The sequence below is a fragment of the Rhodococcus pyridinivorans genome, assembly GCF_900105195.1.
In the GTDB taxonomy this organism is placed as follows: Bacteria; Actinomycetota; Actinomycetes; order Mycobacteriales; family Mycobacteriaceae; genus Rhodococcus; species Rhodococcus pyridinivorans.
This window is the reverse complement of record NZ_FNRX01000001.1, coordinates 52,302-77,729: the sequence shown is the minus strand read 5'-3', so window position 1 is coordinate 77,729 and position 25,428 is coordinate 52,302. Positions and strand designations below refer to the sequence as shown.

Sequence of the window (25,428 nt, the reverse complement as noted above, 5' to 3'; positions counted from 1 at the left end):
CACCGCCGGCACATTCACCCGCACTCCCGCGTTTCGCCGACCATCCGATCGGAAACCCCCCGAAGGCCAAAATCACGATCGTAATATTACCGTGGTGATAGGCGATGGACGTGGTGGAGCCCCCCCACGGCGGCGAGTCGGTTCACGCATGGGGGTGGTTGTAAATTTGACGAGCCCGGTTCACCTGGCCGTTGTCGAGATTCACGAGGAGGTCCACCGTGGCGACGTTCGCCGAAAAGCTCCGCTACCTGATCGACAATGTCCACCCCAAGGACCGAGGTCCGTTCACCATGAACGAGATCGTCGATGGCATCCGCAGCAACGGCGGATCCATCACCCAGGGTTACATCTCGATGCTGCTCAACGGTCAACGCCCCAATCCGGGCCTGAAAGTCGCCCAGGACCTCGCCGACTTCTTCCGCGTCCCGCTGCAGTACTTCGCCGACGACGACTCGTTCGAAAAAGCCGTGCGGTACATCTCGTGGGTGCAATCCCTGCGAACCGAGGACGTTGAAGCGGCTGCTCGCACCTACAATCCCTACGACGACGAACCCACCCGACCCTAATAGGGGAAGTTGACGATCGCGAGATACGTCAGCGGCGCGATGACCAGGCCGGTGCCCGCGCCGACCGCGATTTCCTTCCCCGTGTGATGCTTCAACCGCATCCGGGACCAGGCGATCGCCGGCGCGAGAACCAATCCGGTCCACCACCAAGCAGACAGTGCGACCGCGAGGACAGCGACAACGCCGCACCACACCCCCATGTGCACCGACGCTTTGACACCGACCCCACTGGTCCAGACCCCGATCCCCACCAGGGTCACCAAGCCTGCACACGTCAGGGCAATCATCTCCGTCGGCCCCTGCGCCACGAGCTGCACGACCAGGGCCACGAGCACCAGACCGAGAATCGCCCCGATCAACCCATGACGCTCCGAATGCTCCGTCACGTGATGGTCCCCGATCCGGTCACGGACCATCCCCCACACGATCAAAGCCATCGGCAGCACACCGGCGAACAGCGCAACGAACGCACCCCAGCCCGAATGACCGATCGCGAAACCGAGGATCAGACACGACGCGATATTGACTGTCCACGGCGCAGCGATCTCGGTCAGCGCCCTGGCCACCAGGTCTTTCACTTCCGTATCTCCGCCTTATCGCAGAGGTGAATATCCTGGAACGCCCTACCGACGGCGCGCACCCACTTCACCGCATCGAACCCCACCGGGGGCCGCAACCCATCGACCCCGATGCCCCCGGACTCGCCGGTGTCCACCCACCGCGCGATCGACTCCGGAGTCGCCGGCACCCCATGTTCGGGCAACTTGTCCGCATCGGCCTGCATCGACAGCGCATCGAGCACCTCACTCGCCCGGTCCACGGTGCGACGCGATGGATCGAATGACGTCCACGAGTCCCGAACCACGCCGGGCCAGCGTTCCTTCACCACCATCATGTACAGCTCCGCGAAGTCCCGACGCTGCTTCTGACTTCGGAAGACCCCCTCGATAGAGGACCACAGCAGACCAAGCGTCGTCAGAACCGCTCCGATCAGAGCCAGCTGGGTTGTCAGATCCAGCGCATACGTCGAGGTCTCGACCCACCCGAGGCGCGCCGCGACGATGTATCCGCCCCGTATCCACGCATACGATGCCAGCACAGCAACCCCACAGGCCAGGATCGCCAGCCCCCGCCCGGAGGGCGTGCCCAGGTCCCAACCCAGCAACACGACCACAGTGATGACGGTGCACAGAACCGCTGCCACCCCCATCACGAAGGCGGCGGATTCTGCATAGCCCGGCAGATGCACGTAGAGCTCGTCGAACTGGTAGCCATCGGTCGCCTGAGGAGCGTCCTCCGCCGAGAAGAACAATGCGACCGCCACCGCGGTTGCAGCCGTCGCCCCTGCCGACAGGGGCGCGATCCACCGCCGCTGGCGATCCACGTCGGGCACCCGAAGCGCCACGATGATGATCGACGCGCCGAGACAGATTCCGAAGAAGATCCCGTGCTTGACCGCCGACGTCGCGTTCGCAACCCCCACTGCCTCGCTGATGAGCCGATCGACCGCACCGATATTTACCGTCGTGTGCAGCGCCATAAAGATGAACACCACAGCGGTACCGAGCGTCAGAACCGAGCGCGAAGTGCGCCAACGCCACAACCGAGTGAGAGCCACCCACCACAACAAGACCGACACGACGATCGAAGCGAACACCGCTACAACGCCTCGTTCAGCAACGATCGAATCCGAGCCGACCGAGCCCCACCTGCCCCGGCAATCCGCCGACACAACTCCGACGCGAACGCCTCCGCCTCCACCTCGAGGCGCCGCCGAGGCTCGTCGAGACCGTCGAGCTGGCCACACTCGCGCAGCATCAAACTGGCCATGTCATGCCACTCCGGGGGAAGCGTCCGTTTTGCAGTCTCCAACGCGGGCACCCCCCTGTGCCCCAGCAGCATGTGCCCGAATTCATGAGCAACGGTCCGATCGGGAGTCGCGACCCACGGGGCGTAGTGAATCTCGTCCCGTTCCGGATAACTGCGCCAGACCCCGAAGACGCCAGGGGCGAGATGGTCACTACGGACCACCTGCAAGGGACGGTCACGGAGCCGCTCGATCGTCGGAATCAGCCCGAAGACGGACGCTGCTTCATGTCCCCGCGCATGTGCAAGTAGTTCGCTCACTGCACCCACTACCGGGTCCATAGACGCCCTCCCACTCCTCGGCGCCTCACATCGCTCTATAAGAACTCGGCACACAACAAGTCGAGGGGTCGCAGCGATCGCGTCGACAGCCGACATCCCCCCGACGGAACATCGGCGAATCCGGAGATTCGACCGTGGGCATCGTACCGAGTTCTACGGGTTCAACATGTGATATGTGGCACCACGTATGCAGATGCGCGCACGACGATCGCCCCTCCCCCGCCACCCGTCGTAGTAAGCGGCCCTACCCATCCATCCCGGAGAAGGTCAGCAATGCTGGCCTACCTTTTCGTTTCTTCTGTTGGCCGGCCTTGTCGGCAATGCCATCGACCCTCTCCCATGAAGGATCGGGAGGAGCGGGTGATCAGGCCCTTTCAGATCAGCATTCCGCGTCTCGTGCATGCACTGCGTGCAATGCGTGTACGTCACGCAAGTAGGCTGCGCGTGCAGAGCGATCATTGCGTGCATTGCATGTCTCGCGCGCATTGCGTGCATTGCGTGCACGCAATGCATATTTTGCGTATGTTGCACGGCGTGTCTGCAACGCAAGCCACGCGAGATACGCAAGGATTGCACTGTCGGCACGCCACGCACGGCACGCCTGCAACGCAAGCCACGCGAGGAACGCAAGGATTGCACTGTCGGCACGCCACGCACGGCACGCCTGCAACGCAAGCCACGCGAGGAACGCAAGGATTGCACTGTCGGCACGCCACGCACGGCACGCCTGCAACGCAAGCCACGCGAGGAACGCAAGGATTGCACTGTCGGCACGCCACGCACGGCACGCCTGCAACGCAAGCCACGCGAGGAACGCAAGGATTGCACTGTCGGCACGCCACGCACGGCACGCCTGCAACGCAAGCCACGCGAGGAACGCAAGGATTGCACTGTCGGCACGCCACGCACGGCACGCCTGCAACGCAAGCCACGCGAGGAACGCAAGGATTGCACTGTCGGCACGCCACGCACGGCACGCCTGCAACGCAAGCCACGCGAGGAACGCAAGGATTGCACTGTCGGCACGCCACGCACGGCACGCCTGCAACGCAAGCCACGCGAGGAACGCGCCGTGATGCAACACGGACTCGGATCATCGACTGAAAGGTGCGCAATGCAACCACGCAAGATCGCCATTGCCAATCAGAAGGGCGGCGTGGGCAAGACTGCAACAGCACTCGGCCTGGCCAGTGCTGTGTCAGCGAAAGGGGGCAAGGTCCTTGTCGTCGATGCCGACTCTCAGGGCAATGCCACCAACGGCCTCGGTGTGACCGTCGAAGGCGACATGCTCACCACCTACCACCTGATGAACCAGACCGTCGAAGGTGGCGCGGCAAATGCCGTCATAGCGACCGACTGGGGCGGAGTCGACCTGATTCCCGCAGACGAGGAGCTCGGCAAAATCGAGTCCGATGGCTCAAACGACCTGGTTTTCCGCCTCGATGTCGCCTTCGAAGGCCTGGATCTGAGTCCCTACGACGTCGTGCTGTTCGACTGTCCACCAAGCTTGGGCAAGGTCCTGTTCGCCGTCCTCATCGCTTGTGACGGGGTGGTAGCTGTCACCGAACCGACGATCGACAGTGTGCATGGCGTCGAACGCCTCGACGAAACCATCCGTACGGTGCGCAAACGTGCCAACCCTCGCCTCAACTTCGACAAGATCGTTCTCAGCCGCCGCCGCGGCACCGCCGAGCACAACTTCCGGGAGACCGAGCTGCGGGAGGTCTATGGCGATCTCGTAGCCCGCACGATCATTCCGGAACTGGCGACTCGTCAGGACGCGCACAGCGCACGGACACCGATCCATCAATTCCGAGGTGGTCGCGCGATTTCTCTTCAAACCGCCTACAGCGATCTTCTTGCCGAACTGTCTCTCACCACTGGAGGTGCATCGTGACCGCACAACGTCAGCCGGCGATCCGCAAGACCCACCCCGCCGAAGAACTGCCCGAACGCCCCACGCGCATCGAGCAATCAACGCCCGCGCCGACCCCAGTACCTGCACGTTCGGTCACGCCGTCAGTGACGGGAAGCGACACCGATCCGGCAGAGGGCCTGTCGGCGACGCACAACACGCGAATCCGTCCGAGCATCAAGGCGCGGCTGCGTAGGGGAGTGGACAAACTTCGCTACGAGACGGGAGACCGAACCATCAGCGAGGCGTCGATTACCGACAAGGCGCTGCAGGAGTACCTCGACAAGCACGGACTCTGACGTAGCACTACGACCCCCAGCACTGCGTGCGTTGCAGGCCCGCGACGCACGCAGTGCAGGTCCCCTACGCGGCTGCAACTGCAAGGGGACCGTTGACCAGGACTACCACCCGTCAGGAAGGACACCATCCGGTCATGCCCGACGATACAACCCCGCCCGCAACCGCGTTGCGAACTGAGTTGCCCGTGAGCCGACAGATGACACTGTCGTTGGTGACCGTGGCCGCCATGACCCTGTTCATCGCAGCGCTGTCCTTCATCCTGTCGTTCGATGCACTTCGAGCCCTGGCGATCGAGGTCGGTGTGCAACCGGGACGAGCATGGATGGCGCCGGTTGCCATCGACGTTGCCCAAGCTGCTGCAACCGCCGGCTATGTCATCTTCCGCATCTCCGGCCGCGGCCGATACACCCTTGCGTACTGCGCCACGTTGGCCGTGGTGACGGTGTTGTTGAGTGTGGTCGGCAACGCCTTCCATGCCTGGCAGACAGCTGAGCGCAACCTTGCCCGAGTTGCAGCAGGGGAGGACCTCGGGTTCGTTCCGCAGGCCCCCTGGATCGGAGCGCTGTTTGCCGCGATTTTCCCGCTGCTGTGGCTTGCGTTGTTCCACTTGTTCGTGATGATGATCCAGCGCAACCAACCCTCTCCCGGTACTCCGGCGCTTACCAACACCGTGACACCCGCTTCGACTGTCTCTGCCACCGCGCCTCGGATCGCGGTGCGTCCCGAGCCTCATGCTCCCGGAGACGGCGCAACCGCTGACGGCGGTCTGGCAACCCCTCACAGCGCCGCGCACGCACCGTTGCAGGGCGGGCCCGTGACCGAACAGAGCGATGCAACTGCTTCGGGAACACCCACCTTCGCCTGCAACTCGGTTGTCGAGCCGACAACAATGGGACAACCTGCGGTGTCCGTCACGCGCAACGGATATGCGCAGACCCAGGAGGGATTGCTTCGATTCCTCGCCGACTCCGAGTTCCACGAGACCGTGCAAGTCGTGGCATCGATGATGATCAAGTCCCCGCAACTGCGGCAGATCGATGTTGCTCACCGATTGCAGATCGACAAGTCCACCGTCAGCCGGCGGTGGCGGCAGTTCTGTCAGGCGGCCGAAACCGAAGGGTTCCTGGTCCCGCCATTGCCTGCAATCGAGACCGCTGATCCGGTGAAAGAGCCCTCCCTCGTCTAGACCTCCGTATCGGAACCTTGCCTCAAGCGGCGGCGGAGAACGCTGTCCGCCGCCTATGCACTGCGACCGGCAGATTGTGCGGAAGGTCGGGACGGTGACGATGAGGATGGAGCTGGAATGCCGAAAGGAGATGCCGTGTACTTCATCGACGGCCGTCGCATTCGGTCGCTCGAGGATTTTCTCTCTGTTGTGGGCGAAGCAGTATCGGGGCTCGGTGGGTATTTTGGTCGCAATCTGGATGCCTTCGCTGACTGTCTGACCGGCGGATATGGCACACCCGAAGACATCTTCACTGCATCTCGACAACAACTGTCGAGATGCAGTGAAGTTTGACAGGACACGCCGCTACAGATTGACAGAGGCTCGGTGAGACGAGAGCGCTGGTCAAGGCGCCATTCCGGGAAACCGCAGCTCAGAGCCCTTATAAGCTGCTGCCGGCCCAGTTAATCTGCCTCGCCGATCTCGCTCGTCTTCGCTGCATCTCAACACCTACAACCACGCAAAACCGCACGATAAGGCAACCCGGCCACTCGTCACTCACGGTTTGCGCGAAGTCAGTGCTGCTAATTGCCATTAGCGCACCATCGCCCCCGAAACACCTGTTGAGCGCCTTTTCCTGCTCGAGAGCGTCGGTGCGGGACGGTAGGCTCCTGTTTCGTGCCCGATGACCTGATCAGCCACCGTCCGGACGACGTTTCCGTGCCTGTGCCGACCGAGTCGGCCCCAGCTGCGCCGTCGGTGCCGGTGTTGCCGACCGAGACCCTCGTGCAGGTGGCCGGGACAGCGGGGCGGTCGCGGTCGGAGTCGACCCGCCGCAACTACGCCGCCGACTGGCAACGCTTCACCGCCTGGTGCCAGCGCGAAGGACACGCCCCGCTGCCGGCGCATCCGCTCACCGTCGCCGCCTACCTCCACGACGCGGCATCGACGGTGTCGGAGGTGGGGGAGCGGGCCTACTCACCCTCGACGTTGGCCCGCTGGGTCGCCGGGATCGGCTTCCACCACCGCCGCGCCGGCCACCCCGCCCCCGGAGCGGACGAGCTGGTCACCGCGACCCTGTCCGGGATCCGCCGGGACTATGCGGCGGCGGGGGAGCGGCCCCGCACCCCGCGGGCGCCGTTGCTCACCGCCGACATCGTCACCATCGTCGAGAAGATGCGCGCCGATACCGGCAGTTGGGCCGCGGAGGTCCTCGAACGCCGCGACTCCGCCATCTTCTTGGTGGGCTTCGCCGGGGCGTTTCGCCGCAGCGAACTCGTCGCGCTCACCTGTAGCGACGTGTCGCTGCACCGGCTCGACGGGCTGCACATCAAACTCCGGAAATCGAAGACCGATCAGGAAGGGCGGGGGAGTATCCGGGCCCTGCCGTTCACGCACAGCCACGTCAGTTGCCCGCCGTGTGCGTGGATGCGGTGGGCGCAGGTCGTCGCCGCCTTCGACACCGGGGGCCGCCCCGCCGTCATCCGGCTGCTCCGCACCGCCGAACCCTTCGAGGCGCACGTCTGCCGGGGATCGCGACCACGCATGGCGCCGTCCTCGCCGTGGTTGCGGGCGATCCGCAAGCACGGCAACCTCTCCGACACTGTCCTGTCGGGGGCGGCGGTACACAAAGCGATCCGGCGCCGCGCCGAACAGGCCGGCTACGACCCCGACATCGTCAAACAGCTCGGTGGTCATTCGTTGCGGGCCGGATTCGTCACCCAGGCCTTCCGCAACGGCGCCTCCGCGCACGCGATCATGCGCCAGACCGGTCACACCACCCCCGCCATGCTCGAGACCTACGCCCGCGAACACGCACCACTCATCGGCAACGCCGTCACCAATCTCGGCCTGTGACCGTGAGCGCCAGCGCCGGACGAGAGTTCTTCCGCAGCACCGATGTTCACGATGCCGACCTCGACCTGCGGATCCCCGCCCGCTACCGCCATGACTGGGCCCTGTTCACCGACTGGTGCACCGCCGCCGACCACCATCCCATCCCCGCCGCACCCGAATCCCTGGCGTTGTTCCTGCACGAGCACCCGGCCGTGGTCGCGACGCAGCGGCGCCGCTTGTCGGCGATCAACGCCGTCCACACCGGGCACGGCTATCCCGCCCCGGGGCGGACCGAGATGGTGCGCCGGCACCTCGACACCACTCGTGCTTCGCGTCTCGACCGGCTCGGGCGCCTTCTGGTGCAGCGGGCGGCCGAACTACCTGTCGAGGGATGGCCGAGCGGACTGTTCGGCCGCCGCGACGCGCTCCTGCTGGTCCTCGCCGCCACCGGCATGACCTTCACCGACCTCACCCGGCTGCGCCGCCGCGACCTCCGCCTCGACGGCAACACCCTCGTGGTTACCACCCGGACCGGCGAAAGATTCCGTCTCCCACCGGATTCCGAGACCGGGGACAACCCCGCGGTCGCGATCTACCAGCGGTGGGCGCAGATCCAGGCGTTCCTCGACCAGTATCCCGGCACCCATCTGCTGCGCCATCACCTCACCGACCCGAGCGAGATCATCACCGATCCGCTCGATGCGGAACAGGCTCGGCAACCGCTGTTGTGTCCGATCGACCGCTGGGGACACCTCCCACACGCGCAGCCGATGACCCCGCAATCGGTGTCGGCGCTGACCCGGGCGCACCTGTCCGGCCGGGCCCCGGTACGGAAGGTGTTGCCCGTTCCCCCGCAAGACGATGTCGACGCTTGGGTCGAGCCTGAGATCGACCTCGACGCCGGCTACTACGACCGCGGTACCACCGCCCGCCGCCGCGATCACCAGACCCTCGAAGACCTCACCGACGTCTTCGACGAGATCGAAGCCCGCACCGATGCGCTCCTCGAGGACCTGATGGGGGTGCTTGAGGGACTGTGAAGGGAGTCTGATGGAGTCGCCCGCTGGACGTGCACGCATGCCGTGCATTCATGCAGTTGTCGTCGGTCTTGATTCTCTCCGACGCATCCCACAGGAGTGCGCCAGAGCCACAGTTAACGAGCGCCGTCGATCAGGACAAGGCAGAACCGGATCCCGCCGAGCCGGTCGCCACGCCCGCCAACCACAGTGCAATGCACTCCGGCGTAAAGCGCTCCCACTTGCACAAGTTGAGGGCAGGCACGGGTGGGGCGGTGTCCGCAGCAGCGGTACCCATCGAACCCGCTCCGAGCGCGGCGGTCACAGCGGTCACGACGACGAACTTGCGCAGCATCAGGTGCCTTCCATAGACGTACATTCTGTGACATCGGAGATGGAGCACTTCGTTACCACAGTATCGATGCGGTCACCGAGGGAAAACCGATGCCATGCTCTTCGAAATCGGTGACCACCTGAAGCAGATGAGACAGGTGAGCGTCGAAGGTGGATTCGGCCAGATGACTAACGGTGGCGAGGTCACACGTGCGCAGCGGAACTGTGTCGGTCTGTGCGGACAGCACGGCGCCATTCGGTCTCTCGCAGCAATCGCAGTCCGTTGAGACCGACGAGGATGGTGGAGCCTTCATGACCCGCCACTCCCAGCGGCAGCGGCAGCGTGCCGACAAGGTCCCAGGTCACCAGGACCACGATGACCGAGGCGGCGATGACGAGGTTGGCGATGACCAGGCGTCGAGCCCTCCGGGCCAGGTGGATCACCGCAGGGATGGCGGTGAGGTCGTCACGGACGACGACCGCGTCGGCGGTCTGCAAGGTCAGATCCGATCCCGCGCCACCCATGGCGATACCGACATGCGCAGCGGCCAGCGCGGGAGCGTCGTTGATGCCGTCTCCGACGACGACCACTTTCGCTCCGTCGGCCTGCAGCGCGCGTACGGCGGCGACCTTGCCGTCGGGCAGCAGCCCGGCCTGCAGGCGCAGCGGCTCAGCGATCAGATCGGCGACCTCGGAATAGGTCTAGCTGCCGAAGAGCGTGTCGAACTGGCGAGTGCTGCCTCTGTCGACCGGCTGGGCCGTGGACGCTGTACGGGTTGCTGTTCACGATCGTGCTCCTATTCGCGCTCCAGGGCGAACAGATCACGTCGCAGCCATGGGACGTCGTGCGCATCGCTCTGCCTCTGCTCACCTATTTTGTCCTCATGTGGGGCGGCGGGTTCCTGTTCGGCGCCGCGATCGGTCTGGGCTACGAGCGCACCACCACCCTGGCGTTCACCGCCGCGGGCAACAACTTCGAACTGGCCATCGCAGCCTCGGCGACAGTGACCGTAGGATCGAAGGAGCTGCAGCGTGCGCCGTGTTCGTCCCAGGGACTCCTGGTGGGTCTGTGGAGGTCACCACGAGAGTTCGCGACAGCGTCCCTCGCCGTCGTGGGGTTCGACCTGCAGGGTGGCGTGTTCGAGGCCGAAGCGTTCCGCCAACAAGGTTTGTGCCGCTGTGAGCACGGCTGTGGAGTCCGCGTCGGATTCGGTGACCAGATGTGCAGAGGCCACTTCCATGCCCGAGGTAAGAGTCCAGACGTGCAGGTCGTGGGATTCATGGACTCCAGGAAGGGCATTAAGGGCGGCGTTGACCTCGGTGATGTCGATACTCTTCGGGGCTTGTTGGAGCAGTATGCCGATCGCGTGTCGGCCGAGATTGTAGGCCCGGGGCAGGACGAAGAGTCCGATGGCGACACCGATGAGCGGGTCGGCGTACCGCCAGCCGAACACGATGGTCACCACACCGCTGATAAGCACGCCGACCGAACCGAGCATGTCGGCCAGGACTTCGAGGTAGGCCCCGCGGACGTTGATGCTCTCCTTGGCGCCGGCGCGCAACAGGAGAAACGAAATGACGTTCATGGTGAGGCCGACCACGGCAACGATGGTGACGGGCAGGCCGGGGACTTCGGGTGGGGCGGACAGTCGTTGGAGGGCTTCGTAGAGAATCCAGAGGGCGACGCCGAACAGCAGGAGTGCGTTGAGCAGGGCGGCGAACACTTCGGTGCGGTACAGGCCGAAGGTCCGGTCCGGTCGGGTGCGGGCACGCTGGGCGACGGTGATAGCGGTGACGGCCATCAACACGCCGAACACGTCGGTGAACACGTGCGCGGAGTCGGAGAGCAAGGCCAGCGACGAGGTGGAGAGTCCGACGACGACCTGGAGCACAAAGGTCACCAGGCCCAGGGCCACGGCGATCCACAACCGTCGGACGTGTCGGCCGGAGGCGCTGGTGGCTTGGGCGGGCGAGAGGCCGTGTCCGTGTCCGTGGCTCATCGTTTTCCTTTCTCAAGACACCGACATCATATAGTCATATGCGCATGAATATATAGGATGGTCGCGAAAATTGGATCGGCACGATCAACTATCCTTCATAGTATTTCGGCGGCGAGGCGCGGCCTGCAGGTTCGGCCGGCGGGAACGGGCGAACAACGGACGAGGTGAGGTTTTCCGTGGCAGGTACCAGTAGAGCTGTAGTCGGCATGATGGTCTCTTGGACGGCAGGCGCGGCCCTGGTGGCGGCCGCCCTGGCGGCCGTGTCGAGCAGCGAGGTTCTGCGGTTGCTCGGGCTGCCGGATCCAGGAGTGCTCACGAGATACGGACTCCCGGCCGCCACCGCGATAGGGGAAGTGGCGGCGGTGGTGATGATCGGGTCGTTGCTGGTGGCGGCGGTGCTGGTACCACCACAGCGTTCCGGGCTGCTCGATGTCGACGGTTACCGCGCGGTGCGGACTGCGGGCGCGGCTGCAGCGCTATGGGCAGGATCGGCGCTGGTGCTGATTCCTCTGTCGTTGTCGGACACCTCCGGCCAACCACTGAGCACCGTGTTCGCCGATCCGGTTCCGTTCGTGCAGTCGGTGGGGCAAATCGAGGCATCCACCGCCTGGCTGTGGACCGCGTGTATGGCTGCCGCGGTGGGGCTGGGATGCCGCCTCATTCTGCAGCACCGGTGGACACCGTTGTTGCTGGTCCTGGCGGTAGGGAGCCTGATGCCACGCGCGTTGACGGGACATTCCGCCGGGGGCGGATCGCATGATCTTGCCACCAACAGCCTGATACTTCATCTGGTGGCGGCCGGACTGTGGGCCGGGGGATTGGCAGCGTTGGTGTTGCACGCCGTGCGTGGTGGCGGACATCTCGATGTCGCCACACGCCGGTTCTCCGCGCTGGCGACGGTGGCATTCGTGGTGATGGCTGCGTCGGGAAAAATTAATGCTCTGGTGCGGGTTCCGCTTCGGGAGTTTCTGTCCGGCCCCTACGGACTTGTGGTCCTGGCCAAGGTCGTCGCACTCGGTGTAGTGGGGTGGCTGGGCTGGCGCCAACGGACGGTGGCGATCACGGCTCTGGCCGCCGACGCGTCGAATCGGGGGACGTTCATACGCTTGGCGGTAATCGAATCTGCGGTCCTGACGGCCACGATTGGACTCGGGGTGGCGTTGGGCCGTACTCCGCCGCCATTGGGCGAACGTCGCGAACCCAGCCTGGTCGACGAAGTCTTGGGGTACGGGTTCGATGGTGCCCCGACGCTGGGCAGGTTGCTGACGGAGTGGCGGTTCGATCTGTTACTGGGAACCGCAGCGGTCGTGCTGGCAGCGCTCTACCTGCTGGGAGTGCGGAGGCTACGTGCAGTGAGGCAGCCGTGGCCGGTCCGGCGCACCGTGTCCTGGCTTCTCGGCTGTCTAGTGTTGCTTCTGGTGACATCCTCCGGGGTCGGGCGCTACGCCCCGGCGGCGTTCAGCGTGCACCTGCCCGCATCCGCAGCGCTGGCGATCGTGGTGCCCATGTGCTTGGTTCTGGGCGCTCCGCTCACCTTGGCGGCCCGCGCGGTTCGCTCCGGCCCCAGCGATGCAGTTCCAGGAGCCCGCGACTGGATGCGGGCGATTTTCGCCAGCACCGCACTGCGATGGGTGACCCATCCCCTGGTGGCCGCGGTGGTGCTCGTGGGCACCTTCTACCTGTTGTATCTCGGAGGACTGTACGACGGCGGCTCCTACCCGGGACGCATGGTGCTCGATATGTGGTTGCTGGCGGTGGGGTTGGTCTTCTTCTGGGTCACCGTCGGGATCGATCCTGTCCCCGTGCCGCAGGGACCGTTGACGCGCGTGGGAGCAGTGGCGGTCGCGCTGGCCGGCTACGCGTTCTTTCTGGTCGCCCTGATCATGGCGGATTTTGTGATCGCCGCCGAGTTCTATACCTCACTGCAACTGGGTTGGTTCGACGACTTGGCTGCCAATCAGCGACTCGGTGGAAACCTGGCGTGGGCCGTCGGCGAGCTACCGCTGCTACTGGCCACCGTGCTCGCGCTCGTGCGATGGAGTTCGATCGAAAACCAGCGTGCCCGGAAGCGGAACGACCAGGTCGACCGCGAGGGAGATCGCGAACTGGCCGCGTACAACGCGATGCTGAACGGACTGCACCCACACTCTCGTACCGCGGCAGCAGCCGACGCCGCTGACTCCGGCCACGACCCCAAGCGCGAATCGGAGACCGGGTAACGATCCGGTATTGAAACTATGCAGAATAGTAGTAACGTGTCGGTGTCCGTCACCGTTTCGTTATCACGCGAGCGGGTGCCTTCTTGAGGATGCGATCTTGGCCCGACACCGTAAACCAGAGCCCCAACTCGTCGTTCCCCGCCGCTCTGACTGTAGTACTGCAGCGTGGCCTGTTCCCGAGCCGACCGATCCCATCGACGCAGGTCGCGATGACGCTGCTTTCCCGACGACAGTGGCTGTCCTGGACCCGGTAGAACGTCTCGATATCGAGCATCGGGATGCCCTTGCCGAGCATGCGGACGCCCTCGCCCCGAGGCCGATCCGAAGCAAAGGCGCGCATCGCCGAACGAGCCCAGGAACCAGCGGACGCGTGCTGGCCGTGTCGGTAGCGGCAGGCGCGCTGCTGGCAGCAACGACCTCGAGCGCCCATGCCGCCTCGGTCCCTCCCACGGTCAGCGACGAGATCGAGGCCGCGTCGCAACCCTCAGCCCCTACGGATGTGCTACCCCAGGCCCCCCAGGTGTTGCAGGCCGTGCAGGTGCCGATGCTGGCAGACTTCGCGGATCAACTCGACCGGGCACGGATCCGGGAGGAGCGCCGACTCATGCAAGAGGCCGAGGCGCGCCGCCCAAAAACGCTGATGCCTGTCAGTGGCACGCTCACGTCGAACTTCGGACCCCGCTGGGGCACGAGCCACTACGGGCTCGACATCGCCAACTCGATCGGCACCCCGATCGTCTCGGTGACCGATGGCACGGTACTCGAGGCCGGTCCCGCCTCCGGCTTCGGACTGTGGGTACGAATCCTGCAGGACGACGGCACGATCGGGGTGTTCGGGCACATCGATCAGGCCTTGGTTTCTGCAGGTCAGCGCGTGCGAGCCGGGGAACAGATCGCCACCGTGGGCAATCGGGGACAATCGACCGGGCCACATCTGCACTATGAAGTGTGGGGACCGGACGGCCAGAAGGCCGATCCCATGGCATGGTTGAACGCACGAGGGGTTCAGATCGCGTCAGATGCACGCACATAGATAAGGGATAATCGGCGAATGTCTGCGAGGGAAGCCATACACAGGTTGGGGGGTCTCGAAGCCGAGGTGATGAACGAACTGTGGTCGACCGACGAGCCACAGTCGGTCCATGGCCTGGTCGAACGGCTTCGCGATCGCAAGGAATTCGCCTACACCACCATTTTGACCGTGGTCACCCATCTGTATGAGAAGGGCTGGGTGCAGCGAGAAAAACGCAGTCGCGCCTACTACTATTCGCCCTCACGCAGCCGGGAGGAAGCCACCTCCGAGGCACTGCGCGCCCTGCTCGACAGCAGCACCGACCCCAGCGCGGTGCTGCTGCATTTCGCCAAGACGGTCAGCGACCGCGAATACGATGCCCTGCGCCGGGGCTGGACGGGCCGGGCCGCCGACCAATGACATTGGCCCTGGTCCTGTTGCTCGGCGCCGCCCTGATCTCGATGGCGGCCCCGCGAATGCTCGGTCCGCTCGCCGCCACCTCCGTGCCTCCCGGAGTCCTGCTGGCGGCGTGGCTGGGCAGCATAGCCGGGGCCTTGTTCTTCGGCGCCTCCGCGGTGGTCACCTTGGCCTGGCCCGACCATGCGCCTGCCGAGACCGCGGTCGAGGCCGTGGTGCGGTGTCTGTCCGCGGTTTCCCACGCGATGCAGCCGTGGATCACCGAAACCCTGGCCGCTACCGGAGCCCTGGCCCTGCTCACCATAACCGTGCGAGCCGTGATCCTGGGTCGGCGGTACACCAGAGAACAAACCCGTCTACTCGACTACCACCGTGATGTGGTCTCCATCGTCGCCCACTCCCGCGACGACGGTGTGATGTGGCTGGCGCACCCGATGCCAATGGCCTACAGCGTGGCCGGCCGACCCGGATTCGTGGTGGCTACCGACGGGCTCTCGCAGTGTCTGAGCGGTTCCGAACGCGATGCTGTCCTGGCCCACGAGCGGGCACACCTGCGAGGCAGTCACCACCTGATCGTCACCACATGTGACATCTTGGCCGCGGTGCTTCCGGCAGTGCCGTTGTTCGCCGCCGCCCCGGCCGCGGTCAAAACCCTGGTCGAACTGACCGCTGATCAGCACGCTGCCCGCGCCACCAGCACGGCGACGGTGTGCTCGGCGCTGACCGTGGTCTCCGCTTCGACATTGCCGCAGCCGGCCGGGACCTTGGGGTTGAGCAACGAGATCTCGCTGCGACTGCTCAAGCTGCGCGTGAGCTGGCGGACGCGGTGCCCGAAGGTGTCGTACGCCACAGCTGCGGCGTTGTCGATGGCTATGCCTGTCGCTACCGCGCTGGTCGGGCTGGCGGCGACCTCCGCGGCCGTGTGCCTGACCCTCGCTCAGGCATGATCCGGCACGGGCGACCGAACCGACCCTAATTACTATGCAGCATAGTAATTAGGTACGCTCGAGGGCGTCTCATCACCGTGCGCTCGCGCGAAACTTCGGATCGGACAGCACATGACCGCTCTCGCCCCGCCACCCTGGCCTGCCGCTACCCGCCCCATGCCGGCGCGGCGCGGCCCCAAGGGTGCGTTCATCCACAAAATGATCACCACGACCGACCCGAAAGTACTGGGTCAGATGTACCTGGTGACCGCGTTCGCGTTCTTCGCTATCGGAGGCCTGATGGCCCTGATCATGCGCAGCGAACTGGCCGCGCCGGGTCTGCAGTTCCTCTCGAATGAGCAGTACAATCAGCTGTTCACCATGCATGGCACGATCATGCTGCTGATGTACGCCACTCCTGTGGTGTTCGGCTTTGCCAACTACATCCTTCCACTGCAGATCGGCGCGCCCGATGTCGCATTCCCCCGGCTGAACGCCTTCAGCTACTGGCTGTATCTGTTCGGATCCCTCGTTGCAGTCGGCGGCTTCATCACCCCCGGCGGCGCCGCCGACTTCGGCTGGACCGCGTATGTGCCTTTAAGCACGGAAGTGCACTCCCCCGGCATGGGCGCAAATCTATGGATCGTGGGCCTGGCCATCTCAGGACTGGGCACCATCCTGGGCGCAGTCAACTTCATCACCACCATCGTGTGTATGCGAGCCCCCGGCATGACGATGTTCCGGATGTCGATCTTCACTTGGAACATTCTCGTCACCTCCATCCTGATCCTCATCGCCTTTCCGCTGCTGACCGCAGCGTTGATGGGGCTGCTATACGACCGGGTACTCGGCGGTCACCTCTTCGATCCCGCCACCGGCGGAGTGATGCTCTGGCAGCATATGTTCTGGTTCTTCGGTCATCCCGAGGTCTACATCATCGCGCTGCCGTTCTTCGGCATCGTCTCCGAGATTTTCCCGGTGTTCTCCCGGAAGCCGATCTTCGGTTACACCGGCCTGATCTACGCCACCCTCGGCATCGCGGCCCTGTCGATCGCGGTGTGGGCGCACCACATGTATGCCACCGGCGCGGTGCTGCTGCCGTTCTTCTCGTTCATGACCTTCCTGATCGCCATCCCGACCGGAGTGAAGTTCTTCAACTGGATCGGCACCATGTGGAAGGGGCAGTTGACTTTCGAATCACCGATGTTGTTCTCCGTGGGTTTTTTGATCACCTTCCTCTTCGGCGGCCTGTCGGGCGTGATCCTGGCCTCCCCTCCTATGGACTTCCAGCTGCACGATTCGTACTTCGTGGTGGCGCACTTCCACTACGTCGTGTTCGGCACCGTGGTGTTTGCGACCTATGCGGGTATCTACTTCTGGTTTCCGAAGATGACCGGTCGAATGCTCGACGAGCGCCTAGGCAGGTGGCATTTCTGGTTGACATTTCTGGGCTTCCATTCCACCTTTCTCGTCCAGCACTGGCTGGGCAATGAAGGCATGCCCCGCCGGTACGCCGACTACCTGCCCTCGGACGGATTCACCACCCTGAACACGATTTCGACGATCGGATCTTTTGTCCTCGGTGCCTCGGTGTTGCCATTCGTGTGGAACATCTTCAAGAGCTACCGCTACGGGCAGATCGTCACTGTCGACGACCCCTGGGGCTACGGCAACTCGCTCGAATGGGCGACTACCTGCCCGCCGCCGCGACACAACTTCACCGAACTGCCGCAGATCCGCTCCGAACGGCCGGCGTTCGAGCTGCACTACCCGCACATGGTCGAACGCATGAGGGCCGAGGCACACGTGGGTTTCGGTGGTGCGCCCAGGAGCACCGAAATCGCTAAGCGTGAGCTTGCCGAACCGCGGAGCACCGGCGAGGCCTCGGCACGCACCGATACGAAGGAATAAATCGTTCGCCGTCTCGGCGCCGAAAGATCGGAAAATACCGTTGAAGACCAACATGCCGGTGGTGACCGTGCCGGCAACAGACCGAGCCACCGCGGCATTGGCCGACTGGCTCATCCGAGACCTGACCGCCGTGACGCTCGAGCATGCAGGGCTTCCGGATCCTCAACGGTTACGTCGCCTGCCGCCGATCACCGCCGCGCACATCGGCAAGCCGGGTAAGTTGCGCCGACATGTGCGTGCGTTGGAACATGTTCTCGGGCAGGTGGATCGGCATCTTCGTGCCGGTGCGCACCTGCGCGAGCATGGCCTAGGAACCGAGTCGGTACCGGCCGTGCCGACAGAGCTCTTCGACGTGGCGGCGGACCTGGCCGGCACCGTCGTCGAGCGTGGCAGTCCGGCTGCGGCACTGGCCAATCGGGCGGTGCTGCTCGCGGCCGGAGTTATCGGCCGGGGGCTGGGGGTAGTCGATGCCTCCGCGACCTGGTCCGCTACCGCGGGGTCGTATTGCGCGATCATTGCGCAGTTGTGGCGGGACGAGCCCCAGGCACAGGTGCTGGTCGATCCCGGGTAGAGGGCTGGTGCCTGGTCCGAGGGGTGCGGGTACCTGCGCCGGTCGGTCCTCGGACGGATCGGGCTGGATCCATCCGAGGGCCGACCGGTCTGCTCCGCTTTGGACGGTCGCGGTCACCGGAACATTTTCCCAGGGCGGAGGTCGAGTTATGAGCGAGTCGGGTGACCGTAGTGATCCGGACGAGGTACAGCCCGGCGACGAGTCGACTGTCTACCCCGATCCGGTCCACCGTCGACAGGAGCTGGCGGCCGCCGAAAAGAGGGTCGCCGGACAGATCGATCCCGGGATGCGTGCGGTGGTGGTCGCTGCAGTGGTGGTGGTGGTGGCGGTCTCGTTCTCACTTCCGCACAACGGTGGCGCCAACGGCTGGCAGGTGCTGGCCGGCTCTACGGTGGCACAGGCCGAAACCATCACCCTTCCTTCGCGGATCTTTTTGGTGCTGGCAGCGGTGTTCGGGATCGTGCTCTCGATGCTGGCGCTGGTGACCCGACGATGGGTGCTGGCCTGGTTTGCCAGCGCCGGGTGCACGCTGGCGATCGTGTTCGGTGTGCTTGCCGTGTGGTCGCGGCAGACCCTCGATCCCGTCGCCGGTGGGGCCGGCCCGGGCATCGGCTTGTTTTTGGGGTGGGGAGCGATGACCGTCCTGGCGTACCACTGGATCAAGGTGGTTTGGGCGCGGTCGTCGCAGATGGTCGAGGCCGAGGCTGCCCGTCGGGCTGCCGAATCCGAGCTGCCCGAGCAGTACCTGCACCGGCTTCCTCCACCACGCGAGGACGGCACGTAGTCGTCCGAGCATTCCCGCGCGCCTCGCAAAAGGTACCTCGCGATGGGGAGAATATCGCTCGATGCGCCGTGAGTGAGCGGAGGCTGCCGCTACCCGGAAACTTTTGTCAGATCAGGGTCTGCCAGTACGGCCAGAAGGCGTGCGCTACCAGGGCGGATACAGTCAGCGTCCAGACGGTGGGGACCACTGCATGCAGCCGGTGCAGCCGCTGCCATGACCGCAACGGTCGATGTTTTTGCACCGCCTCGAGGTGCAGCAGGCAATACCACCAGCCGAGCACGCTGACCAGCCACACCACCATGCAGTACGGGCACAGCGCTTCGATCCGGTAGAGGCTCTGGAAAATCAGCCAGTGCACGAAGGCGACCGCCGCGGTCAGGCCGGCGAACAGGCCGTTCCAATACCAGCGGGGCACGCCGGCCCCGGCCAGGACCGCTACGGCGGTGGTCAGTACGACCGTGAAACCGATGACGCCCAGCAACGGATTAGGGAAGCCGAACAGTTCCGCTTGCCACGAGGTCATGATCGACCCGCAGCTGATGACCGGGTTGATGCTGCACGAGGGCCGATAGGCCGGATCGGCCAGCACGGCGAACTTTTCGACGGTGAGTACCAGCGAGGCTAGTAGCCCCGCTGCGCCGCAGACAACGAGGATCCAGCCCACCCCCGTGCTGCCGAGCGTCCGACCCGACGCCTCGTCGGTGGCAGGCGCCGCCGGACGCGTCGGGGCGCTCACTCGGCCAGCGCCGCGTCGATCCGGGCCCGTAGCTGTTCGTAGGTGGGCATGGGGGGCAGCTCGACGCCGTTGAGGAACAGGGTGGGTGTGCCTTGTACACCGAGGGTAAGACCGTCGTCGAAGTCCCGGTCCACGCGCGCGCTGACGGTGGGATCGTTGACGTCCCGCTCGAATGCGGCCATATCCAGGCCCAGTTGTTCGGCAAAACCCCAGAATACTTTTTCCTGGGACTGGCTCGACTCGCCCCACTGTGCCTGGGTGTCGTACATGAGCTGATACATCGGCTCGAGACGCCCTTGCCGGGCCGCGGCTTCGACGACCCGTGCGGCCAGATGGCTGTTGGTGTGGCTGGGAATGGGGAAGTAGCGGATCCCAAAGTCGATCCGCCCGACGTACTCGTTGCGGATTTGTTCCATCACCGGGTACAAGGCCCGGCAGGACTCGCATTCGAAATCAAGGAATTCGACGAGTTGGACCTTGTCGTCGGGGGCCGTGGACAAGGTACGGATATCTGGGGTCCACACCGGTGCCGTGGCAGCGCCGGGCGCCTCTTGGCCAGTCGTCCCGGCGTTCGTCCCGGCCCTATTGGTGTAGAGCAACACCGACAACAACACCACGAACAGGGCGACCAGAGCCGCGGACACTTTCACATTGGTCGTCAGTTTCATATTCTCGTCCGTCTCGGTGTCTGAGCGAGCCGGTAGCGTCACCGACCAACCGTAAAACTACGGTACATAGTAGATGGGCTAGGGTAGACCCCGATCAGCACCCTTTGCGTTCTCTCGACAGGCCACCGCGCCGGACGCTGCGCCGGGGTAGGGAGCCGAGAAAGTATGTTCCCATGACCAGACTCATCACGATCTTCGCCGCGGCCGCCGCGGTGCTGCTCCTCGGCGTCGCGCCCGCGCAAGCTCACAGCATGTTGATCGGTTCGACTCCCGCCGCCGACGCCACGGTGGCAAGTTCCCCGGACGGAATCGAACTCGAGTTCAACCAACCCATCAACACCGCTTTCGCCACCGTGACACTTACCGACAGTTCGGGCACTCAACGGGGAAGCTCCGAGGCGATTGTCGACGCAGAACGGGTGCGGCTGGCCATCCCGGAGCCCTTGACCGCAGGGGAGTATACCGTCGGCTACCGGGTCGTCTCCGCCGACGGCCATCCCATCACCGGTTCCTACGCCTTCACCGTCACCGCGGCGGCCGGGCAGACACCGACCTCCGAGGCTCAGGAGGCGTCCCCCTCGTCGGGCGCAGCCGAGCCCGAGACCACCGAAGCGCAGGTTGCCCCTGAGGACTCACAGTCCTCAGGCTCGTCGATTCCGTTGCTGCTGGGGTTCGCAGTACTGGGGGTGCTGGTCATCGCCGGGGGCACCTGGGCGGCAATGCGCGCCTTCCGGAAGAGCTGACACCGGACTCGGCGAGGAGGTGCTGCCCGCAGTCATCTCCTCGCCGGGACTCTGTGCACACCGCGACTTCTTGAAATTTCGGTTCCCCTGACTTTTAATTCAGGGAAACCTTTTGGAGGGCGGATGACGCTGACGCGCAATGTCGGGCCAGTGCAACGGTGGCGCCGTGGGACTCTTCTCGGACCGGCATTCGTCGCCTCTATCGCCTACGTCGATCCGGGCAACGTGGCCTCCAACGTCAGTGCCGGGGCCCAGTTCGGTTATCTGCTGGTGTGGGTCATCGTGGTGGCCAATGTCATGGCCGCGCTGGTGCAGTACCTGTCCGCCAAACTCGGTCTGGTCACCGGCAGGTCGTTGCCCGAGGTGCTCCGCGAGCGCATGTCCCTACCGGCGCGCTTGGCGTACTGGGGACAGGCGGAACTGGTCGCCATGGCTACCGACCTGGCCGAGGTCATCGGCGGCGCCATCGCCCTGAACCTACTGTTCGATCTCCCGCTACTGACGGGAGCGTTGATCACCGGAGCGGTCTCGTTGCTCTTGCTGCTGGTGCAGGACACGCGTGGTCAGCGCGGTTTCGAACGGGTCATCACCGGTCTGTTGCTGGTCATCGCGATCGGGTTCGTCACCAGCCTTTTCGTTGCCCCGCCCCCCGCCCACGCCGTGGCCGCAGGACTCGTGCCGCGCTTCGACGGTGCCGAATCGGTGCTGCTCGCGGCGGCCATGCTCGGTGCGACCGTGATGCCGCATGCGGTGTACCTGCACTCGGGACTGGTCCGGGATCGTCACGGTCATCCCGAGCCCGGTCCGCGACGGGCCGTGCTGCTGCGGGTCACACGCTGGGATGTCGGACTGGCCATGGTGGTGGCGGGCACGGTGAATCTGGCCATGTTGCTCACGGCCGCGACAACGTTGCAGGGCCGGGAGGGGGTCGATTCGATCGAGGAGGCGCACACGGCGCTGGGCCTAGAACTCGGCTCGACGGTAGCGCTGCTGTTCGCGCTGGGCCTGTTGGCCTCCGGGTTCGCGTCGACCTCGGTGGGTGCCTACGCTGGGTCCTTGATCATGGACGGGCTGCTGCGCAGACGGATACCGCTGCTGGCGCGGCGCTTGATCACCCTGGTGCCGGCGTTGGTGGTGGTCGCGCTCGGGACGGATCCGACCCGGGCCCTGGTGCTCTCGCAGGTGGTGCTGTCGTTCGGTATTCCTTTTGCGTTGATCCCTCTGGTGCGTCTGACCAGCGATCGGGCGCTGATGGGCATCGACGTCAACCATCGGCTCACCACCATGGTGGCGTGGGTTATTGCTGCCACGATCACGGCGCTCAATTTGGTGTTGATCTATTTGACGGCGCGGCCTTGACTGCGTCCGTTCCGAAACATCGGATTGATGAGGATCAGGGCCGGGGCCGTTTCGGTGGGTATTTTCGCTGGTTATCGATGATGCGGATCTCGTCGTTGATCCGGGTGCGCAGCCGATGCAGGGCTACCAGCGACACTGCTATCCCGGCGAGTACACCGACAAGGAGCGTCCACGTCAGCGACACCTCGAGTCCGAGAAGGTGGACGCCGGCCACCGCGGCGCCGGCGCAGCCGGCGACCACCGCCAGACGGACTGCGGTGTAGAGGAACACCAGGCGGGACACCCGCATGGTCGACGACTGTTTCATGATCGCTCCTGAGCGCCGACCCGGGACGGTGCCGGTCCGGGTCCTGGCAGTTTCGCCGGTCAGTTCATCGGTAAGGGTGCGGCGCCGTGGGCCGTAAGTAGTTGCTGCATCGTCGTCGATTCGGCTTGCTGGGTGTCGGCGATCTGTCGGGCCAGCGTCGTGACCACTTGTTCGGTGGCGTTGGCCGCGGCGTAGCGTGCCATCGGCAGGCCGCCTTGATGGTGCCGAAGCAGCAGTTGCAGGTACAGGGTGTCGAATGCGGGGCCGGTGGTGCGTCGTAGCGTGTCGAGTTCGGAGGTGGTGGCCATCCCGGGCATCCGTGGTCCTTGGATGGCCGATCCGGGCGGCATCGCCGCGTGCTCGGTCATACCTGCCGCCGTCCCGGCGCTGTCCTCGGTAGCGCGCATCCAGGTCATCGGTTCCCCGGCCGCCTGCAGCGGTCGGTCCCATACGGCCAACCAGCCCTGCATCGTGCCCCATTGGCCCTGCTGGGTGGTGAGCACGTCGTAGGCGAGGGTGCGGACCGCCGGGTCGGTCGCGTTGGTCAGCGCCATGGCCGACATTTCTACCGCCTGGCTGTGGTGCACCGACATGTCCTGGGCGAAGCCAACCTCGACCGAGTCCTGTGCAGGTGGCTCGGGATGACCGCCTCTCAGTCCCGAGGCACCGATACCCAGATAGAGACCGACGACGAGCGCGAACACACCCACGGCGAGCGTGCGGCCGAGCCTGGCCCATCCACCGGCAGCGGGAGCGGCGGGGGCAGTGAGGACGGGAGTGTCGTCGGACTCAGCCATTGCCGGGTCCGAGGTTCGAGCCTGTCGCCGGGGCGGCGGGGGCAGTGAGGACGGGAGTGTCGTCGGACTCAGCCATTGCCGGGTCCGAGGTTCGAGCCTGTCGCCGGGGCGGCGGGGGCAGACTGCTGGCCCACGGTCATGGGGACGGCGTCCGGCCCCGGCGCGGACGCATCGAACGGCGGCGGAGCGCTCGGATCGAAACTGCCTGGAGTGGTGGAGCAGGTGGCACCTGCCTCGGGGTGGGTGTTGGGGTTTCGGCGCAAGGCAGTGATGAACTGGGCGAGTCGATCGTCTTCGGAGTCATCGAGCGCGAGGCGGTGGCCCCAGGACTGCACCGAGATCGGGGATGGCAAGCCCGGATAGGGCGACATCAGGGTGTAGGGCTGGCCGTCGACCTTCGCCTCCAATGTTGACACCTCGTCCCCGGTGACCTTCTGCGGGTCGTACGTAATCCACACCGCGCCGTGTTCGAGCGAATGCACCGCGTTCTCGCTGCGGATCGGTTCGGAATAAACCGTGCCGGTACAGGTGGCCCAGTACTGATCGTGTGGGCCCCCCATCGGGGGAGTCTGGTCGTAGGCCACCCGTTGCGGTGCCTGCACATGCGTTCCGGCCGGGTAGTCGATCTTCTCCACCCCGTCGATCACCGCAGACGGATCGGGGTTGTCCGCACTGGGCACGTACTTCTGGGCCTCGGTGCGTTCGGAGATCTTCGGGACGAGGTTGTACGCGATGGCCCCGATCAGGGCGATGATCACCACGGCAGCGCCGATCATCGGCCACGGCACCCGGTGCGAGTCGGCTAGGAGGAGCGGTCCCGGTCGCTTTCGGGGCGTCTGCGACTTCGGTTTGTCTGAGCTGTTCACCGCGTTTGCCTTCCTCGGCACCGATAGGCCGTCGCCCTACCGTAAATACTATAAATCATAGTTTTCCACGTGGGGGCCGTCGGAGGCTGCCATCGCCGAGCCGACGCGGCGGCTATGCCATCCGCGACAGGTCTGTCGGGGGTACACCCCGTTGCTGCAGCCACTGGGTCGGATCTACCTTCGTACCGGCCGGATCGGTGGTTTCGAAGTGCAGGTGCGGACCGGTGGACTGACCACGATTGCCGACGGTGGCGATCTGCTCACCGGCTTGCACACGCTGATCTACCTCAACCAGCGTTTCGTTGATGTGGCCATAGGTGCTGGTGGACCCGTCATCGTGCCGGACCTGGACCCACAGACCGAACCCGGAGGCCGGGCCGGAGTCGATCACGGTGCCCGAGGCGGCAGCATAGACCGGGGTGCCGATGCTGTTGGCGATGTCCAGACCGGCGTGGGACGAACCCCATCGCGGTCCGAACGCGGAGGTCAAGGTGCCCGAGACCGGAGCGACGGCGAGGGGCTGCAGTGTCGGTGTCGCCCAGGAGGCTGCGTTTGTCGGCACCGCTGAGCTCGACGGCAGGGCCGGAACAGTGGCGGCAGGGGACACTACCGCGGGAAAACCCGGAACCGCGGCGAGTTGGTCGAGCGCCGCCTCGACCTCCGGCAGAGCGGCCAGTGCTGCGAGTTCGGCTGGCAACGGGACCGGTGCAGGCGCGGCGGCATGCACACCACCCGAGGTCGGCTGGGCAGCCGCGGTGCCCGGAGCGAGAATCTGAGATCCCACGATCAGCAGTGCGCCGGTCGCGACCGACGATGCACATGCCCCGGTCGTG

At 65.1% G+C, this 25,428-nt stretch carries 25 protein-coding genes and 3 pseudogenes; 17 read left to right on the top strand and 11 right to left on the bottom strand.

Annotation, left to right across the window (positions count from 1 at the left end; translation table 11 throughout):
• Window positions 1-218 precede the first annotated feature (218 nt).
• Window positions 219-566, top strand: coding sequence for a helix-turn-helix domain-containing protein (locus tag BLV31_RS00385; RefSeq protein WP_019287537.1), 348 nt, complete (start codon window positions 219-221; stop codon window positions 564-566).
• Here BLV31_RS00385 and BLV31_RS00380 read toward each other — a convergent pair.
• Both BLV31_RS00380 and BLV31_RS00375 read right to left on the bottom strand, forming a co-directional pair.
• Complete coding sequence (locus BLV31_RS00380; protein ID WP_228045306.1) at window positions 563-1,144, bottom strand: hypothetical protein; 582 nt, start codon at window positions 1,142-1,144, stop codon at window positions 563-565. The two genes, BLV31_RS00385 and BLV31_RS00380, sit on opposite strands and share 4 nt — an antisense overlap.
• Complete coding sequence (locus BLV31_RS00375; RefSeq protein WP_081263504.1) at window positions 1,141-2,223, bottom strand: hypothetical protein; 1,083 nt, start codon at window positions 2,221-2,223, stop codon at window positions 1,141-1,143. Before BLV31_RS00375 ends, BLV31_RS00380 begins: the two co-directional genes overlap by 4 nt.
• Before the next feature lie 1,605 nt (window positions 2,224-3,828).
• Here BLV31_RS00375 and BLV31_RS00365 point away from each other — a divergent pair.
• From BLV31_RS00365 to BLV31_RS00340, 6 genes and pseudogenes are all read left to right on the top strand, one after another.
• Window positions 3,829-4,611: a ParA family protein gene (locus BLV31_RS00365; protein WP_006553233.1), complete on the top strand. Its 783-nt coding sequence runs from the start codon at window positions 3,829-3,831 to the stop codon at window positions 4,609-4,611.
• Window positions 4,608-4,928 carry a hypothetical protein gene (locus tag BLV31_RS00360; protein ID WP_006553234.1) on the top strand — a complete coding sequence of 107 codons (321 nt, stop codon included), beginning with the start codon at window positions 4,608-4,610 and terminating at the stop codon, window positions 4,926-4,928. The genes BLV31_RS00365 and BLV31_RS00360 overlap by 4 nt, the downstream gene beginning before the upstream one ends.
• A 134-nt stretch (window positions 4,929-5,062) precedes the next feature.
• Window positions 5,063-6,115: a DUF2637 domain-containing protein gene (locus BLV31_RS00355; RefSeq protein WP_081263503.1), complete on the top strand. Its 1,053-nt coding sequence runs from the start codon at window positions 5,063-5,065 to the stop codon at window positions 6,113-6,115.
• A 117-nt stretch (window positions 6,116-6,232) separates the two neighbouring features.
• Window positions 6,233-6,400 (top strand): annotated as a pseudogene (locus BLV31_RS00350) (barstar family protein); the annotation flags it as partial.
• A 372-nt stretch (window positions 6,401-6,772) separates the two neighbouring features.
• Window positions 6,773-7,951: a tyrosine-type recombinase/integrase gene (locus tag BLV31_RS00345; RefSeq protein WP_033098744.1), complete on the top strand. Its 1,179-nt coding sequence runs from the start codon at window positions 6,773-6,775 to the stop codon at window positions 7,949-7,951.
• Window positions 7,948-8,970 carry a hypothetical protein gene (locus tag BLV31_RS00340; RefSeq protein WP_006553261.1) on the top strand — a complete coding sequence of 341 codons (1,023 nt, stop codon included), beginning with the start codon at window positions 7,948-7,950 and terminating at the stop codon, window positions 8,968-8,970. Before BLV31_RS00345 ends, BLV31_RS00340 begins: the two co-directional genes overlap by 4 nt.
• Before the next feature lie 130 nt (window positions 8,971-9,100).
• Here BLV31_RS00340 and BLV31_RS00335 read toward each other — a convergent pair whose 3' ends face one another.
• Window positions 9,101-9,301, bottom strand: coding sequence for a hypothetical protein (locus BLV31_RS00335; protein WP_006553262.1), 201 nt, complete (start codon window positions 9,299-9,301; stop codon window positions 9,101-9,103).
• Window positions 9,302-9,483: 182 nt separating this feature from the next.
• Window positions 9,484-9,939 (bottom strand): annotated as a pseudogene (locus tag BLV31_RS00330) (HAD-IC family P-type ATPase); the annotation flags it as partial.
• A 95-nt stretch (window positions 9,940-10,034) separates the two neighbouring features.
• Between BLV31_RS00330 and BLV31_RS25270 the strand changes: the two are divergent.
• Window positions 10,035-10,298 (top strand): annotated as a pseudogene (locus tag BLV31_RS25270) (arsenic resistance protein); the annotation flags it as partial.
• Window positions 10,299-10,355: 57 nt separating this feature from the next.
• Here the strand turns inward: BLV31_RS25270 and BLV31_RS00320 are convergent.
• Window positions 10,356-11,279, bottom strand: a complete 924-nt coding sequence (locus BLV31_RS00320; protein WP_039958313.1) for a cation diffusion facilitator family transporter — start codon at window positions 11,277-11,279, stop codon at window positions 10,356-10,358.
• Window positions 11,280-11,485: 206 nt separating this feature from the next.
• On the opposite strand from BLV31_RS00320, the gene BLV31_RS00315 reads away from it, so the two are divergent.
• The 7 genes from BLV31_RS00315 (at window position 11,486) to BLV31_RS00280 (ending at window position 19,119) form a co-directional block, all read left to right on the top strand.
• Window positions 11,486-13,498 (top strand): bifunctional copper resistance protein CopD/cytochrome c oxidase assembly protein, encoded by a 2,013-nt coding sequence (locus BLV31_RS00315; RefSeq protein ID WP_064061722.1) that lies wholly within the window; start codon window positions 11,486-11,488, stop codon window positions 13,496-13,498.
• A 370-nt stretch (window positions 13,499-13,868) separates the two neighbouring features.
• A complete protein-coding gene (locus BLV31_RS00305; protein ID WP_006553267.1) occupies window positions 13,869-14,531 on the top strand; it encodes a M23 family metallopeptidase in 663 nt (220 codons plus the stop codon).
• A gap of 36 nt (window positions 14,532-14,567) precedes the next feature.
• The gene (locus BLV31_RS00300; RefSeq protein ID WP_033098755.1) at window positions 14,568-14,930 is read left to right on the top strand and encodes a BlaI/MecI/CopY family transcriptional regulator; all 363 of its coding nucleotides are present in this window, start codon (window positions 14,568-14,570) and stop codon (window positions 14,928-14,930) included.
• Window positions 14,927-15,874, top strand: coding sequence for a M56 family metallopeptidase (locus BLV31_RS00295; protein WP_006553269.1), 948 nt, complete (start codon window positions 14,927-14,929; stop codon window positions 15,872-15,874). Before BLV31_RS00300 ends, BLV31_RS00295 begins: the two co-directional genes overlap by 4 nt.
• Before the next feature lie 111 nt (window positions 15,875-15,985).
• Window positions 15,986-17,764: an aa3-type cytochrome oxidase subunit I gene (ctaD, locus tag BLV31_RS00290; protein WP_039958315.1), complete on the top strand. Its 1,779-nt coding sequence runs from the start codon at window positions 15,986-15,988 to the stop codon at window positions 17,762-17,764.
• 40 nt (window positions 17,765-17,804) lie between these two features.
• Window positions 17,805-18,335 carry a hypothetical protein gene (locus tag BLV31_RS00285; RefSeq protein WP_085989315.1) on the top strand — a complete coding sequence of 177 codons (531 nt, stop codon included), beginning with the start codon at window positions 17,805-17,807 and terminating at the stop codon, window positions 18,333-18,335.
• A gap of 148 nt (window positions 18,336-18,483) precedes the next feature.
• Window positions 18,484-19,119 (top strand): Rv2732c family membrane protein, encoded by a 636-nt coding sequence (locus BLV31_RS00280; RefSeq protein WP_006553272.1) that lies wholly within the window; start codon window positions 18,484-18,486, stop codon window positions 19,117-19,119.
• Window positions 19,120-19,225: 106 nt separating this feature from the next.
• Here BLV31_RS00280 and BLV31_RS00275 read toward each other — a convergent pair whose 3' ends face one another.
• Both BLV31_RS00275 and BLV31_RS00270 read right to left on the bottom strand, forming a co-directional pair.
• On the bottom strand, window positions 19,226-19,855 hold the full coding sequence (locus BLV31_RS00275) for a vitamin K epoxide reductase family protein (protein ID WP_006553273.1): 630 nt from the start codon (window positions 19,853-19,855) through the stop codon (window positions 19,226-19,228).
• Complete coding sequence (locus BLV31_RS00270) at window positions 19,852-20,523, bottom strand: DsbA family protein (protein ID WP_006553274.1); 672 nt, start codon at window positions 20,521-20,523, stop codon at window positions 19,852-19,854. The genes BLV31_RS00275 and BLV31_RS00270 overlap by 4 nt, the downstream gene beginning before the upstream one ends.
• 173 nt (window positions 20,524-20,696) lie before the next feature.
• Between BLV31_RS00270 and BLV31_RS00265 the strand changes: the two genes are divergently transcribed.
• Both BLV31_RS00265 and BLV31_RS00260 read left to right on the top strand, forming a co-directional pair.
• Window positions 20,697-21,266: a copper resistance CopC family protein gene (locus BLV31_RS00265; RefSeq protein ID WP_006553275.1), complete on the top strand. Its 570-nt coding sequence runs from the start codon at window positions 20,697-20,699 to the stop codon at window positions 21,264-21,266.
• Between the two features lie 123 nt (window positions 21,267-21,389).
• Window positions 21,390-22,625 carry an Nramp family divalent metal transporter gene (locus tag BLV31_RS00260; protein ID WP_006553276.1) on the top strand — a complete coding sequence of 412 codons (1,236 nt, stop codon included), beginning with the start codon at window positions 21,390-21,392 and terminating at the stop codon, window positions 22,623-22,625.
• A 34-nt stretch (window positions 22,626-22,659) separates the two neighbouring features.
• Here the strand turns inward: BLV31_RS00260 and BLV31_RS00255 are convergent, their stop codons facing one another.
• The 4 genes from BLV31_RS00255 to BLV31_RS00240 form a co-directional block, all read right to left on the bottom strand.
• Window positions 22,660-22,932, bottom strand: a complete 273-nt coding sequence (locus tag BLV31_RS00255) for a DUF4229 domain-containing protein (protein ID WP_006553277.1) — start codon at window positions 22,930-22,932, stop codon at window positions 22,660-22,662.
• A 59-nt stretch (window positions 22,933-22,991) separates the two neighbouring features.
• Entirely contained in the window at window positions 22,992-23,729 is a 738-nt protein-coding gene (locus BLV31_RS00250) for a DUF305 domain-containing protein (RefSeq protein WP_033098562.1), read from the bottom strand.
• Window positions 23,730-23,797: 68 nt separating this feature from the next.
• The gene (locus BLV31_RS00245) at window positions 23,798-24,505 is read right to left on the bottom strand and encodes a thioredoxin-like domain-containing protein (protein ID WP_033098563.1); all 708 of its coding nucleotides are present in this window, start codon (window positions 24,503-24,505) and stop codon (window positions 23,798-23,800) included.
• Between the two features lie 202 nt (window positions 24,506-24,707).
• Window positions 24,708-25,379, bottom strand: coding sequence for a M23 family metallopeptidase (locus tag BLV31_RS00240; RefSeq protein WP_006554177.1), 672 nt, complete (start codon window positions 25,377-25,379; stop codon window positions 24,708-24,710).
• Window positions 25,380-25,428 lie beyond the last annotated feature (49 nt).

Bases quoted from the DNA above. Each gene is read 5' to 3' on its own strand.
- BLV31_RS00365 (WP_006553233.1), top strand. From the start codon at position 3,829: ATGCAACCACGCAAGATCGCCATTGCCAATCAGAAGGGCGGCGTGGGC.
- BLV31_RS00355 (WP_081263503.1), top strand. From the start codon at position 5,063: ATGCCCGACGATACAACCCCGCCCGCAACCGCGTTGCGAACTGAGTTG.
- BLV31_RS00335 (WP_006553262.1), bottom strand. From the start codon at position 9,301: ATGCTGCGCAAGTTCGTCGTCGTGACCGCTGTGACCGCCGCGCTCGGA.
- BLV31_RS00320 (WP_039958313.1), bottom strand. From the start codon at position 11,279: ATGAGCCACGGACACGGACACGGCCTCTCGCCCGCCCAAGCCACCAGC.
- BLV31_RS00315 (WP_064061722.1), top strand. From the start codon at position 11,486: ATGATGGTCTCTTGGACGGCAGGCGCGGCCCTGGTGGCGGCCGCCCTG.
- BLV31_RS00295 (WP_006553269.1), top strand. From the start codon at position 14,927: ATGACATTGGCCCTGGTCCTGTTGCTCGGCGCCGCCCTGATCTCGATG.
- ctaD (WP_039958315.1), top strand. From the start codon at position 15,986: ATGACCGCTCTCGCCCCGCCACCCTGGCCTGCCGCTACCCGCCCCATG.
- BLV31_RS00280 (WP_006553272.1), top strand. From the start codon at position 18,484: ATGAGCGAGTCGGGTGACCGTAGTGATCCGGACGAGGTACAGCCCGGC.
- BLV31_RS00270 (WP_006553274.1), bottom strand. From the start codon at position 20,523: ATGAAACTGACGACCAATGTGAAAGTGTCCGCGGCTCTGGTCGCCCTG.
- BLV31_RS00265 (WP_006553275.1), top strand. From the start codon at position 20,697: ATGACCAGACTCATCACGATCTTCGCCGCGGCCGCCGCGGTGCTGCTC.
- BLV31_RS00260 (WP_006553276.1), top strand. From the start codon at position 21,390: ATGACGCTGACGCGCAATGTCGGGCCAGTGCAACGGTGGCGCCGTGGG.
- BLV31_RS00255 (WP_006553277.1), bottom strand. From the start codon at position 22,932: ATGAAACAGTCGTCGACCATGCGGGTGTCCCGCCTGGTGTTCCTCTAC.
- BLV31_RS00250 (WP_033098562.1), bottom strand. From the start codon at position 23,729: ATGGCTGAGTCCGACGACACTCCCGTCCTCACTGCCCCCGCCGCTCCC.
- BLV31_RS00245 (WP_033098563.1), bottom strand. From the start codon at position 24,505: ATGATCGGCGCTGCCGTGGTGATCATCGCCCTGATCGGGGCCATCGCG.